At 67.8% G+C, this 13,347-nt stretch carries 12 protein-coding genes; 11 read left to right on the top strand and 1 reads right to left on the bottom strand.

Annotated elements, in window-relative coordinates; genetic code table 11:
* Window positions 1-64: 64 nt before the first annotated feature.
* Genes CLG96_RS03915 through CLG96_RS03870 form a run of 10 tightly spaced genes read left to right on the top strand, consistent with a single transcriptional unit; the run spans window position 65 to window position 10,327 of the window.
* Window positions 65-1,975 (top strand): TonB-dependent receptor plug domain-containing protein, encoded by a 1,911-nt coding sequence (locus tag CLG96_RS03915; RefSeq protein ID WP_107966501.1) that lies wholly within the window; start codon window positions 65-67, stop codon window positions 1,973-1,975.
* A gap of 3 nt (window positions 1,976-1,978) precedes the next feature.
* Window positions 1,979-2,998 carry a threonine-phosphate decarboxylase CobD gene (gene cobD, locus CLG96_RS03910; RefSeq protein ID WP_107966500.1) on the top strand — a complete coding sequence of 340 codons (1,020 nt, stop codon included), beginning with the start codon at window positions 1,979-1,981 and terminating at the stop codon, window positions 2,996-2,998.
* Complete coding sequence (gene cobO / locus CLG96_RS03905; RefSeq protein WP_107966828.1) at window positions 2,995-3,606, top strand: cob(I)yrinic acid a,c-diamide adenosyltransferase; 612 nt, start codon at window positions 2,995-2,997, stop codon at window positions 3,604-3,606. The genes cobD and cobO overlap by 4 nt, the downstream gene beginning before the upstream one ends.
* On the top strand, window positions 3,603-4,424 hold the full coding sequence (locus CLG96_RS03900) for an ABC transporter substrate-binding protein (protein WP_243395596.1): 822 nt from the start codon (window positions 3,603-3,605) through the stop codon (window positions 4,422-4,424). The genes cobO and CLG96_RS03900 overlap by 4 nt, the downstream gene beginning before the upstream one ends.
* Window positions 4,421-5,395 (top strand): FecCD family ABC transporter permease, encoded by a 975-nt coding sequence (locus CLG96_RS03895; RefSeq protein ID WP_107966499.1) that lies wholly within the window; start codon window positions 4,421-4,423, stop codon window positions 5,393-5,395. The genes CLG96_RS03900 and CLG96_RS03895 overlap by 4 nt, the downstream gene beginning before the upstream one ends.
* Window positions 5,392-6,168 carry an ABC transporter ATP-binding protein gene (locus CLG96_RS03890; RefSeq protein ID WP_107966498.1) on the top strand — a complete coding sequence of 259 codons (777 nt, stop codon included), beginning with the start codon at window positions 5,392-5,394 and terminating at the stop codon, window positions 6,166-6,168. The genes CLG96_RS03895 and CLG96_RS03890 overlap by 4 nt, the downstream gene beginning before the upstream one ends.
* On the top strand, window positions 6,168-7,097 hold the full coding sequence (gene cbiB, locus CLG96_RS03885; RefSeq protein ID WP_107966497.1) for an adenosylcobinamide-phosphate synthase CbiB: 930 nt from the start codon (window positions 6,168-6,170) through the stop codon (window positions 7,095-7,097). The genes CLG96_RS03890 and cbiB overlap by 1 nt, the downstream gene beginning before the upstream one ends.
* On the top strand, window positions 7,085-8,545 hold the full coding sequence (locus CLG96_RS03880; RefSeq protein WP_107966496.1) for a cobyric acid synthase: 1,461 nt from the start codon (window positions 7,085-7,087) through the stop codon (window positions 8,543-8,545). Before cbiB ends, CLG96_RS03880 begins: the two co-directional genes overlap by 13 nt.
* Window positions 8,542-9,561, top strand: coding sequence for a nicotinate-nucleotide--dimethylbenzimidazole phosphoribosyltransferase (gene cobT, locus CLG96_RS03875; RefSeq protein WP_107966495.1), 1,020 nt, complete (start codon window positions 8,542-8,544; stop codon window positions 9,559-9,561). Before CLG96_RS03880 ends, cobT begins: the two co-directional genes overlap by 4 nt.
* On the top strand, window positions 9,551-10,327 hold the full coding sequence (locus CLG96_RS03870) for an adenosylcobinamide-GDP ribazoletransferase (protein WP_243395595.1): 777 nt from the start codon (window positions 9,551-9,553) through the stop codon (window positions 10,325-10,327). The genes cobT and CLG96_RS03870 overlap by 11 nt, the downstream gene beginning before the upstream one ends.
* A gap of 33 nt (window positions 10,328-10,360) precedes the next feature.
* Here the strand turns inward: CLG96_RS03870 and CLG96_RS03865 are convergent, their stop codons facing one another.
* Window positions 10,361-10,573: a hypothetical protein gene (locus CLG96_RS03865; protein ID WP_107966493.1), complete on the bottom strand. Its 213-nt coding sequence runs from the start codon at window positions 10,571-10,573 to the stop codon at window positions 10,361-10,363.
* A gap of 273 nt (window positions 10,574-10,846) precedes the next feature.
* Here CLG96_RS03865 and CLG96_RS03860 point away from each other — a divergent pair, with 273 nt between their 5' ends.
* Complete coding sequence (locus CLG96_RS03860; protein ID WP_165799524.1) at window positions 10,847-13,339, top strand: TonB-dependent receptor; 2,493 nt, start codon at window positions 10,847-10,849, stop codon at window positions 13,337-13,339.
* Window positions 13,340-13,347 lie beyond the last annotated feature (8 nt).

Here is a 13,347-nt window from a genome sequence, read left to right as displayed (position 1 = left end):
CGCATTCGCGAGACATGCCGTCCTGCCCGGCGCGTGCGACCCCGTTGTTTATCAAGGGGGAAATATGCGTTCGAATCTCCATCCTCTCCTGGCGGCCGTGGCGCTGGCGGCGCCGGGCATCGCCTGGGCGGCCGAAGCGCCGTCCGAAGATATCGTCGTCGTCACCGCGAACCGCGCCGAGCAGCCGCTCTCGCGCATCGGCCAGTCCATTTCGGTGATCGACCATCAGGAAATCCTCATGCGCCAGACGGCGACGGTCGCCGATCTGCTGCGCACCGTGCCGGGCGTCACCCTCACCCGCAATGGCGGCATCGGGAGCTCGACTTCGGTCTTCATTCGCGGCGCGGAGAGCGAGCAGACCGTGGCGCTGATCGATGGCGTCAAGCTCAACGATCCCTCCTCGCCGGGCGGCGGCTTCAACTTCGGCAATCTGCTGCTGGGCAATATCGCGCGCATCGAGGTGCTGCGCGGGCCGCAGTCGGTGCTCTGGGGAAGCCAGGCGATCGGCGGCGTCGTCAATCTCATCACCATCCCGCCGAGCGAGCGGCTCGCGATCAATGCGCGCGGCGAATATGGCTATCATGACAGCGCGCAGCTCGTCGGCAATGTCTCGGGCAAGGCGGGGTCGGTTTCGGCGAGCGCAGGCGCAGGCTATTTCCGCACCGACGGCATTTCCGCCTTCAACGCGGATCGCGGCGGGCGCGAGCGCGACGGCTATCGCAACTATGGCGCGAATGCGAATGTGAACGTCGCTCTGTCCAAAGCTGTCTCGGTCGATCTGCGCGGCTGGTATTCCAACGGGCGGGTGGGGATCGATGGCTTCCCGGCCCCGGCCTTCACCTTCGCCGATACGCGTGAATATGGCCGGACGAAGGAGCTGGTCGGCTATGGCGGGCTCAATGCCGCGCTGTTCGACGGGCGTTTCCGCAACCGGCTGGGCTTCGCCTATACCAATACGCGCCGCAGCAATTTCGATCCCGACCTCGCGTTCGAGACCTTCAGGGGCAAGGGACGCAATGAGCGGCTGGAATATCAGGGCGTCGTCGATCTTGCCGATCAGTGGCAGGCGACCTTCGGCGCGGAGCGGGAAGTCTCGCGCTTCCGCACCGCCAGCTATGGTGTCGCGAGCGATCCGGCGCGGGCGCGGATCGAGAGCATCTATGGCCAGATCGTCGCGACGCCCTTTGCCGGCTTCACCGCGACGGGCGGCGTGCGCTACGATCATCACAGCCGCTTCGGCGGGGAAACCACCTTCGGCGCGAGCGGCGTCTGGACGCCGAACAGCGGCGCGACCACCCTGCGCGCCAGCTATAGCGAGGGCTTCAAAGCGCCGACCCTCTATCAGCTCAAGAGCGAATATGGGAATGAGACGCTGCGGCCCGAGCGCGCCAAGGGCTGGGATGCGGGCATTACGCAGCGGCTGCTGGACGGCGCGATCGAGGCGGGTGCCACATGGTTCCACCGCGACAGCGATGATCTGATCAATTTCGTATCCTGCCTGCAGCCCGTCGGCATCTGCGCCGGGCGGCCGTTCGGCACCTATGACAATGTCGCCAAGGCGCGCGCGCAGGGCGCGGAAGTGATGCTGGCGATCCGGCCCGTCGATGCGTTGCGCGTCCAGACGAGCTACACCTATCTCGACGCGGAGAACCGGTCGAAGGGCAGCGCCAATTTCGGCAAGGCGCTCAACCGGCGGCCGGCGCACAGCCTGACCACGCTGATCGATTATCGCTGGCCCTTCGGGCTGGAGACGGGCGCGACGCTGACCCATGTCGGATCGAGCTTCGACGATGCCGCCAATCGCCGCGAGCTGGAAGGCTATGTCCTCGCAGATCTGCGCGCCTCCTTCCCGCTGACGGAGGGGATCGAGCTTTATGGCCGGATCGAGAATCTGTTCGATGCGGATTATGAGACGATCTACCGTTATGGCACGCCCGGCCGGGCCGGCTATGTCGGCGTGCGGCTGAGCTACTGAACCATGGTAGGCGGCGGCGCCAGCCTCGATCCGTTCCGCAGCCATGGCGGGCGGATCGAGGCTGCGCGCGCCGCCTTTCCCGGCGCGCTTCCCTGGGTCGACCTTTCGACCGGCATCAGCCCTTGGGCCTATCCGGCTGCGATCGATCCTTCCGCGCTTGCGCGGCTGCCCGCGCCTGAGGCGTTGGCCGCGCTCGAAGCGGCGGCCGCGACCTGTTTCGGCACCGGAGAGGCTGTGGAGACGGTCGCGGTGCCGGGGAGCGACCTGGCGCTGCGCCTGCTTGGCCGGCTGTTTCCGAACCGGACGGTGGCGGTCGTCCGCCCCGGCTATTCGGGCCATGTCACGGCATGGGAGGGAGCACCGGTCAGCGCCATATCCGCCGATCGGATCGAGGAGGCCGCTGAACGGTTCGACATCGTCCTGCTCGCCAACCCCAATAATCCGGACGGGCGAATTATCGCGCGGGAGCGGCTGCTCGCGGTATCGGCCCGGTTGGCGTGGCGCGGAGGCTGGCTGATCGTCGACGAGGCATTCGCCGATGCGGCGCCCGAGACGAGCCTCGGGGGCGAGTGCGGCGAGGGGCTGATCCTGCTCCGTTCCTTCGGCAAGTTTTTCGGGCTGGCGGGATTGCGGCTCGGCTTCCTGATCGCGCCGCCGGCGATCGCGATGCTGTTCCGCGCGATGCTGGGGGATTGGCCGCTTTCGGGCCCCGCCATCACGATCGGGAAGGCGGCCTATCGCGACCGGGATTGGCAGGCCGCGCAACGCATTCGGATCAGCGAAGCGGCAGGCCGGCTGGACGCGCTGCTTGGGGCGAGTGGGCTGGAGCTGATGGGCGGGACGTCGCTTTTCCGGCTGGTCCTTTCGCGTGACGCGGATGCGCTGTTCCGGCACCTTGCCGCCCGGGCGATCCTGACCCGGCCCTTCGCGGCGGAGCCCGATCGGCTGCGCATCGGCCTCCCGGGCAATGAGGAACAATGGGCGCGGCTCGCGGCCGCGCTCGACGGATGGAGAATGGGATGACGGGGACGGAGGCGGATCATGCCCGCCATAATGCACGGATGCTGCGTATCCAGCAGGCGCGCGCGAAGATGCAGGCGCGCCGGACGCTCGAGCGCGGCCTGCTGATCGTCCATACGGGCAATGGCAAGGGCAAATCCTCCTCTGCCTTCGGCATGGCGATCCGCAGCATCGGCTGGGGCATGAAGGTGGGGATCGTCCAATATGTGAAGGGAAGCTGGGAGACGGGGGAGAAGAATTTCTTTCACGCCTATCCCGATCTGCTGACCTTCGAGGTGATGGGCGAGGGCTTCACCTGGGACACGCAGGATCGCGCGCGGGATATCGCGGCGGCGCGCGCGGCGTGGGAGCGATCGAAGGAACTGATCCTCGATCCGGACTACGACTTCATCATCCTCGATGAACTCAATATCGTGCTGCGCGATGACACGCTGCCGATCGGGGAGATTGTCGATTTCCTGAAGGATCGTCCGCTCAGCAAGCATATCTGCATCACCGGCCGCAACGCGAAGCCGGCGCTGACAGAGCTTGCCGATCTCATCACCGAATTTGGCGAGGTGAAGCATCCGTTCAAGGCGGGCTTCAAGGCGCAGAAGGGGGTCGAATATTGATCGGCCGCTGCCTTGCCCTGATCATAATAGCGGCCATGGCCTGCGCCGGGAGCGCGCGGGCGAGGCCGCCGCGCATCGTATCGATCAATCCGTGCGTCGATGCGGTGCTGATGCGGGTCGCCGATCCGGGGCAGATTGCGGGGATCAGCCATTATTCGCAGGACCCGGCGGCAAGCTCGATTCCGCTCGACCTCGCGCGGCGGTTCAAGGCGACGTCGGGCACGGCGGAGGAGGTGGTGGCGCTGGCGCCGGATATGGTGATCGCGGGGCCGCATGTCGCGCCGGCGACCATCCAGGCGCTGCGCCGCATGCGCATCCCGCTGATCCAGTTCAGCGTGGCGGAGGGCATAAGCGAGAGCGAGGCGCAGATCCGGGCGATCGCAGCGGCCGCAGGCCATCCGGAGCGGGGGGAGAGGCTGTCGGCGGCGATCGAGGCTGCCATCGGCGCGGCGCGGCGGGCGCAGGGTCCGGACGTGCCGGCATTGATCTGGCAGGGAGGGGGACTGGTGCCGGGATCGGGAACGCTGGCGGACGAGCTGCTGCGGGTCAGCGGCTTCATCAATATGAGCGCGGCCTATGGCCTGAAGAAATGGGATGTGCTGCCGCTGGAGCATCTCGTCGCGCGGCCGCCGGAGCTGCTGCTGACGACGGGCGCGGAAGCGCGGGACCGGATGCTGTCGCATCCCGTGCTGCGCCGCATGTCGGGGCGGATTGCGATCCGCGATTATCCGCCGCGCCTGCTCCATTGCGGTGGGCCGACGATCATCGAGGCGGTGACGCGGCTCGCCGCGCTGCGCCGGGAGCTGGCACGGCGATGAGGGCGCATCCTTTTCGCCTCAATCTGGCGCTGCTGCTGGGGCTCCTCCTCGCCATCGGCCTATCGCTGGTGGCCGGTAAGGTCTGGCTGCCCTGGGATGCCTGGAGCGCATCCGATCCCCGCTGGCTGATCATCGTCGAGCTGCGCCTGCCCCGCACCATGCTCGCGCTGCTCGTCGGCGCGGCGCTGGGCCTGGCGGGGGCCGCGATGCAGGGCTATCTGCGCAATCCACTCGCCGATCCGGGGCTGTTCGGCATTTCCTCCGGCGCGGCGCTGGGTGCGGTCCTGTCGCTCTTCTTCGGCTATGCCGCCTCCGCCTTTCTGCTGCCCCTTTTCGCACTGACGGGTGCGGCGGTGTCGATGACGCTGCTCGCGCTGCTGGCGGGGCGATCGGGCAGCCTGATCCTGTTCGCGCTGGCCGGCATGATGCTTTCCAGCGTTACCGGATCGATGACGGCGCTCGCCATCAGTCTCGCCCCCACGCCCTTCGCCGCGTCCGAGATTGTGACCTGGCTGATGGGCGCGCTGACCGACCGGAGTTGGCAGGATGTGCGTATCGCGCTGCCGATCATCGGTTTGGGCGTGGTGTCGCTGGCGCTGACGGCGCGCTCGCTCGACGCGCTGACGCTGGGCGAGCAGGCGGCGCGATCGATGGGGGTCGATCCCCGGCGGCTGCAATTGCTGATCGTGCTCGGCGTCGGACTATGCGTGGGGGCGGCGGTGATATCGGCGGGGATCATCGGCTTCGTCGGGCTGATGGTGCCGCATATCGTCCGCCCGCTCGCCGGCGGCCGGCCCTCGGCGCTCTTGCTGCCCTCCGCGCTCGGCGGCGCGCTGCTGCTGCTGCTCGCGGACAGCCTCGTCCGCGCGGCGCCGACCGTCAGCGAGCTGCGGCTCGGTATCGCCATGTCGATGCTCGGCGGGCCCTTCTTCCTCGCGCTCCTGATCCATATGCGGAGGTCGCTCGCATGACCGGGCTTCGGACGCGCGGGCTTTCCGTCCGGCTGGGCGGGGCGACCGTCTTGGACGATGTCTCGCTTGATTTCGGGCACGGCCGGGTGACGGCGGTGCTGGGCCCCAATGGCGCGGGCAAGAGCAGCCTGCTCTCCTGCCTCGCGGGGCTGCGGCGGCCCGACGAGGGCCAGGTGATGCTCGACGGCGTGCCGCTGACGGTGCTTGCTCCACGGGCACGGGCGCGCAGCATCGGCCTGCTGCCGCAATCGGGCGAGGTGCATTGGGATGTGGATGTGGCGACGCTGGTGGCGCTCGGCCGCTTCCCGCATCGGGGCCGCTGGGGCGAAACGGAAGAGGATCGCGCGGCGGTCACTCGTGCCATGGCGGCGACCGACGTGACCCGCTTCGCGCACCGGCCCGTGACCCGGCTTTCGGGTGGCGAGCGGAGCCGTGTGCTGCTCGCGCGCGTGCTGGCGGGCGAGCCCGAATGGCTGCTGGCGGATGAGCCGCTGGCGAGCCTTGATCCCGCGCATCAGCTCGACGTGCTCGATCGGTTGCGTGGCGTAGCGGCGGCAGGCGCGGGCGTGATCGTCGTGCTGCACGACCTCAACCAGGCGGCGCGGGTGGCGGACGAGGTGCTGCTGCTGCGCGCCGGACGGGTGGTGGCGATGGGCCCGCCCGACGATGTGCTGACCGAGGCGCTGCTGGCCGAGACCTATGGCGTGGCCGTGGATATCGGGCGGACGGCGGATGGTTGCCGTTTCGTCATTCCCGTCCGGCGCATCGGCTGATGCCGGCTGCGCGGGCGGAGCAATTGCTGCTGATCCTCATCGTAGAGGCGGCGATCGGCTATCCGGCGGCGCTCTACGCCCGCATCGGCCATCCGGTGAGCTGGGTGGGCCGGCTGATCGCGGGGGCGGACGAGCGCTGGAATCGGGGTGGCGAGACGCGTCGCAGGGCGATGGGCATCGCGCTGCTCCTGCTGCTCCTGCTTCTGGCCGGTGGCGTTGGCTGGGCGATCGGGCGGATCGTGGGGGACGGGCCGGGCATGGTGCTGATCATCCTGATCGGCACGGCGGGCCTCGCGCAGCGGAGCTTGCATGATCATGTCGCGGCGGTGTTGCGGCCACTGGCGAAGGGCGATGTACTGGCGGCGCGTGATGCGGTCGCGATGATCGTGGGGCGGGATACCGATGCGCTGGATGAGGCCGGCGTCTCGGTCGCGGCGATCGAGAGTCTTGCGGAAAGCTTCTGTGACGGGATCGCAGCGCCGGCCTTCTGGTTTCTGGTCGCTGGCCTGCCCGGGCTGTTCGCCTGCAAGGCGATCAATACGGCGGACAGCCTGGTGGGGCATAAGGATGCGCGGCATCGCGCCTTCGGCTGGGCCTCTGCGCGTGCCGACGACCTCGTCAACCTGATCCCCGCGCGGATTGCGGGCCTGCTGATCTGCCTTGCGGGCGCGGGCGGGTTTTGCACCATGTTGCGCGATGCAGGGCGTCATGCCTCGCCCAATGGCGGCTGGCCCGAAGCGGCGATGGCGGGCGCGATCGGGCGGCGACTGGGCGGGCCGGTACGCTATGATGGCGCGCCGGCGGAGCGGGCCTGGCTCGGCATGGGGCCGCCGCCGGGGCCGGCCGATCTCGCTTCGGCGCTTGCAATTTATCGGCGCGCCTGCCTGCTCATATGGTTGCTGGTAGGAGGCATGGCATGGCTGCGATAATGTTGCAGGGCACGGGATCGGATGTCGGCAAGTCCGTGTTGGTCGCGGGCCTATGCCGGCTGTTCACGGATCGCGGCCTGAAGGTACGGCCGTTCAAGCCGCAGAATATGTCGAACAATGCGGCCGTCGCCGCCGATGGCGGGGAGATCGGCCGGGCGCAGGCCCTGCAGGCGATCGCCTGCCGCACGCCCGCCACGAGCGACATGAATCCGGTGCTGCTGAAGCCGCAATCGGACAAGGGCGCGCAACTGGTGGTGCAGGGCAGGGTGAATGCCACGTTCGGCGCGGAGGATTATCAGCGGCACAAGGCCGTGCTGCTCGATCAGGTGCTGGCATCCTATGCCCGGCTGCGCGCCGAGGCCGATCTGGTGATTGTCGAGGGGGCGGGAAGCCCCGCCGAGATCAACCTGCGTGGCGGCGACATCGCCAATATGGGCTTTGCGCGCGCGGCGTGCGTGCCGGTGCTGCTGGTGGGCGATATCGATCGCGGGGGCGTTATCGCCTCGATCGTCGGCACGCAGGCCGTGCTCGATCCCGACGACGCGGCGATGATCCGCGGCTTTCTGATCAACAAATTCCGTGGCGATACCCGCCTGTTCGACGATGGCTATTGGGAGATTGCGCATCGCACCGGCTGGCCGGGGCTGGGGGTGGTGCCCTGGCTGGCGGTGGCGCGGCGGCTTCCTGCGGAGGATGCGGTGGTGCTTGATCGACCGCAGGTGGGGGACGGCAAGGTCGTGATCGCCGTGCCGATGCTGCCGCGCATCGCCAATTTCGACGATTTCGATCCGCTCGCCCAGGAAGCGGGCGTCAGCCTGCGCATGGTGCCGCCGGGCGAGCCTCTGCCGGCCGAGGCAGCGCTCATTATCCTGCCGGGCAGCAAGGCGACGATCGCGGATCTCGCCTTCCTGCGTGCGCAGGGCTGGGACATCGACATCGCCGCGCATGTCCGGCGCGGCGGCCATGTGCTGGGACTGTGCGGGGGATATCAGATGATGGGGCTCAGCATTGCCGATCCGCTGGGGATCGAGGGGCCGGCGGGCACGATGCCGGGGCTGGGCCTGCTGCCCGTGACGACCGAGATGAGTGGGGACAAGAGGGTGACGGAAGTGACCGGCACCAGCCTGGCCGATGGGGCGCCCTTCAGGGGCTATGAAATCCATGCCGGCAGGACGGTGGCCGGGCCCGGCACGGCGCCGCTGCTGCGCTTTTCGGATGGGACGGTGGATGGTGTCGTGAGCGCCTGCGGGCGGATCGCCGGATGCTATGTGCATGGCCTGTTCAATCGGCCCGAGCAGCGCGCGGCCTGGCTGGCGCGGATCGGGGCCGTTTCGGATGGCGTCGATCAGGCGGATCGCGTCGATGCGGCGCTGGACGAGCTGGCCCGGGGGCTCGCGCAGGTGATCGATACGGAACGGCTGCTGGCAATCGCGGCGGAGGGAGCATGATCGACGAAGAAACAGTCTGGGCGCATCTCGACGGGCTGGCCAAGCCGCGCCGCAGCCTCGGCCGGTTGGAGGCGCTGGCCGTCCGGCTGGCGATCATCCAGCAGCGGATCGATATTGCGGTGCGGCCGCGCCGGATGCTGCTGTTCGCGGGCGATCATGGTGTCGTGGCGCAGGGCGTTTCGGCTTGGCCCTCAGCGGTGACGGGGCTGATGGTGGAGACGATTGCGGCGGGCCGCGCGACGAGCAATGCGCTGGCCGCCGCGCATGGCTGCGACCTCAGGCTCGTCGATATGGGATGTGCGGCGCCTCCGCCGGCCGATCCGCCATCCTTCTATCGTGCCGTGCGGATCGCGGACGGCACGGACGATCTGTCGAGCGGGCCCGCGATGACGGTGGAGGCGTTCGAGCGCGCCTGGGCCGTGGGTGCGGAGGAGGCGCGCGCAGCGGCGGATGCGGGCTGTTCCCTGCTGATCGCGGGCGAGATGGGGATCGGCAACACCACGCCGGCCGCTTGCCTGACCGCGCTACTCGCCGGGGCGGCGATCGAGGAAGCGGTGGGGCGTGGGGCGGGTGCGGATGATGCGGCGCTGGATCTCAAGCGGCGGATTGTGGGGGAGGCTGTCGCCGCTGCCCGGCCGCTGCTGGTGGGGGATCCGCTGGGTGCGATCGCACGGGTCGGCGGGCTGGAGATCGCCGCCATGGCGGGCTTCTTCGCCGAAGGTGCCGCGCGCGGGCGCACGCTGCTGCTCGACGGCTATGTGGCGACGGCGGCGGCGCTGATCGCGGAGCGGCTGCGGCCGGGCACCGCGCGGGCGATGATCGCGGCGCATCGTTCGGCCGAGCCGGGCCATCGGGCGGCACTCGCGGCGCTGGAGCTCGAGCCGCTGCTCGAATGGGACATGCGGCTGGGCGAGGGGACGGGGGCGCTGGTGGCGCTGCCGTTGCTCGATAGTGCCGCGGCGTTGCTCAAGGATGTGGCGCGGCTGTCCGATCTGGGCGTCGCGCGTGAGGACTGATTGCCCGGCTTGGGCGCCGCCGCTTCTCGCGCTGCAATTTCTGACGCGGATGCCGGTGCCCGGGCTTGGCGGGCTTTCGGGCGAGGCGGTGCGGATCGGGCTCGGCCGCGCGGTCGGCTGGTTCCCGCTGGCCGGTGCGCTGATCGGCGGGGTGACGGCGTCAGTGCTGGTCGTGGCCGATGCCTTCTGGCCGCGGCTCGTGGCGGTGCTGCTCGCGCTCCTGGCGGAGGCATGGCTGACGGGGGCCTTCCATGAGGATGCGGTCGCCGATTTCTGCGACGCCTTCGGCGGCGGGCGGGATGCGGAGGCGATCCGCCGGATCATGAAGGACAGCCGCATCGGCAGCCATGGCGCGCTGGGCCTGATGCTCGGCGTTGGGCTGCGCGCGGCGCTGCTGGTCGCCTTGCCATCCGTATTGCTCGTCCCGGCGCTGCTGGGCTCGGCGACCTTCGGCCGGCTGCTCGTCGTGGCGGCGATGGCGGCGGTCGCGCCGGCGCCCGCGCGCGAGGGGCTGGCAAAGGATGTCGCGGCCGCCGTGGGAGCGAGGCAGCTGGCGCTCGCCCTGCTCGCCGCCCTGCCGGGGCTGCTGCCGCTGCTGCTGCTTGCGCCTGGCCGACTGTTGCTGGCCTGCGGCGGCGGCACCCTCTTCCTGGCCTGGTTTCGCTCTTTGCTGCGCCGCAGCATCGGCGGGAGCACGGGCGATTGCCTGGGCTTTTCGGCCTATGTGGGGCAACTCATCCTGCTGCTCGCGATTGCGGCGCGATAACAGGGGCATGCCATGGGCCGGAAGGCGTGCCGGCTAATGGAGATGGCGCTGGAGCAGTAGCGCGCCGGACAGGCGGAGATAGCTGCCGACAGGCGCGTTTCCCGTTTCGTCGCAGAGTTCGGCGGTGGCGTGCAATCGCGCGTCGAGAGAGGCATGATCGATCAGGCCTGATTCGGAAAGCTCGTCGGCCAGACACCCCAATATGGCCATGAATGCCTTGGTGGTGACCGCATTATCATCGTCCATGCGCTGCTCCGATAGAGAAGAGGGTTAGCGATCTGCCGACATTGGTTTCCGCGCACAATTGTTCCGGAGGCGTTGTGTGGGGACATGTTCATGCCGTGCGGTGAACCGAGCGCCGGCTTGATTCGGCCGACCGTTAGCAAAACAGACAATCGTTTGCGATAGCTCTTGCAAACGATTGCCGATCCGATATTGATGCGGATGCGAATCGGTCGGCAGGCTGGCCCGTCCCAAGAACGGGCGTCATCCGAACACGATCAGGAGAGGGAGGATGCCATGAAGCGTATTTTGCGCACTGCTTTGCTATGTTCTGTCGTCAGCGTCGCGGCCGCCGCCGGGGGAAAAGCCCTGGCGCAGCAGCTCCCGACGGAACAGCCGGCGGAGGCGGCCGATCAGGCGGGGCAGGACGGAGCGGGCCTCGGGCTCGACGAGATCGTCGTCACGGGCAATACGATCAAGCGGACGAAGTTCGAAACCTCCTATGCGATCACCACGCTTTCGGCGGAGGAGATTGCGAAGAAGGCGCCGCTCAGCGTCGCCGATCTGATCGCCGGGACGCCGGGCCTCTATGTCGAAAGCTCGGGCGGCGAGATCGGCAACAATGTCTATTCGCGCGGCCTTCCGAACGACAATTACCGTTATATCCCGGTGCTTGAGGACGGCCTGCCCGTCTGGGAGGAAGGCGCGGGCGCCTTCACCAATGCCGATATCTTCTACCGGGTCGACGTCACCACCCAGAGCGCGCAGATCGTGCGCGGCGGATCGGCATCCATCACCGCATCGAACGCGCCGGGCGGCATCGTCAACATCCTGACCAAGCATGGTACGCGCGACCTTCAGGGCCTGATCAAGCTGGAAGGCGGCGATTACGACCATTATCGCGGCGACTTCAACATCTCCGGACCGATAACCGACAATCTGCTGTTCCAGATCGGCGGCTTCTATCGCGCGGATAACGGGCTGCGCGATCCGGGCTTCAAGGGCAATAAGGGCGGGCAGCTCCGCGCCGGCCTGAGCTATGAGTTCGATAATGGCGGCTCGGCCTATCTCGGCTATCGCAAGCTCAACGACCGCAACATCTTCTATACCGCAATCCCGCTCGCCAGCGACGACAAGGGGCTGCCGGGCCTGGACGCGGGATCGGGCACGCTGGTCAACGACCTGTTCGCGCGGCTGACCGTGCCGGACGGTACCGGCGCCTTCACCAAGCGGCTGGACCTGACCGACGGCGTGCATACCGACACCGACACGGTGACGCTGCTTGTCAGCCAGCCATTCGGGGACGATTGGGAGATTAACGAGAAGGCCCGCTATGTCGACGGGTCGATCGACTTCAACGGGCTGTTCAGCTCGAGCGTCGCCAACAGCCAGACCTTCCTCGACGGAGCGCTCGCCCGTCTGCGCGCGGTGCGGCCGGACACGGTGGCGGCCGTCTATCGCGATGCCGCGACCGGCGCGACGGTCGCGGCGAGCGACCTCGGCAACCGGCTGGCGTTGACGCAGAGCCTGTTCAGCAATTTCGTCGAGCTCGACAATTTCATCAACGACCTCAGCGTCACAAAGAAGCTCGACACCGGTCTCGGCCGCCACAACATCACCGCCGGCTGGTATTTCAGCCAGTTCCACCAGACGCAGAACTGGAATTTCAACGACATCATCGTCGAAGGGGTCAACCGGCCGCGCTATTTCGACGTGGTGGGCGTCAATGCCGCCGGCCAGCAGACGATCGCGCTGACCGACCGGGGGCTCGTCAACCTCCATACCGGCCTGCAGCGCTTCCACGATAATGTGCGGATCAATGCGCTCTATCTGACGGATAGCTGGCAGGTAACGGACAAGCTGCGCATCGATCTCGGCGCGCGCTACCATCATGTCCGCAAGAAGGGCACGATCGCCGATACCGCGACCGTCAATCTGGGAGACGCCTCCACCATCGCCGACGATGCGGTGCCGGTCTTCACCGGCACGCAGACGCCCTATCGCTACAAGACCGACCAATGGGCCTTCTCGGCCGGCGCCAATTATGAGTTCACGCGCCAGCTCGCCGCATTCGCCCGCTACAGCCGCAGCTTCCGCGTCACGCCCGAATTCCAGCAATGGTTCGGTGGCGGTACCCCGGTGGAGAATAGGATCGATCTGGTCGAGGGCGGCATCAAATATTCGACGCGGCCCTTCTCCGCCTTCGTGACGCTGTTCTACAATAAATTCCCGAACATTGCCTTCCAGACGCTGGTCAATGGGCCGGATGGCTCGCTCGTCTCGCAATCGGCCAAGGCGGCGGCGGAATCGAAGGGTGTCGAGGTGGAATTCTCCCTCACCCCCGCGCCCATGTTCGAGCTCGCCTTCGGCGGCAATTATCAGGATATCAGCTATTCCAGCTTCGCGGGCACCGATGCCAACGGCGCCTTTGATTTCAGCGGCAACCGCATCGTCCGCCAGCCGAAGATGACTGCCTCGATTCGCCCGACGCTGCACCTTCTGGGCAATGCGGTCGATCTCTACAGCCAGATCCAATATACCGGCAGCCGCTTCGTGGACGTCGCCAACACGATCAAGCTGCCGAGCTATACGGAAGTCAGCCTGGGCGCGAACTGGCGGGTCACCGATCGTCTTTCGGCGCAGATCATCGCGACCAACCTGTTCAACGAGGTCGGCCTGACCGAGGGCAATCCGCGCGCCGGCGCCATCATCGGCACGAATGAAGCGGCTTTCCAGGGCCGCCCCATCTTCGGTCGGCGCGTTCGCGGCGGGCTGAGCTACAGCTTCTGATCGGTCGT

Origin of the sequence: Sphingomonas oleivorans, assembly GCF_003050615.1 — a bacterium.
In the GTDB taxonomy this organism is placed as follows: Bacteria; Pseudomonadota; Alphaproteobacteria; order Sphingomonadales; family Sphingomonadaceae; genus Sphingomonas_H; species Sphingomonas_H oleivorans.
This window is presented reverse-complemented; position numbering and strand designations above follow the sequence as displayed.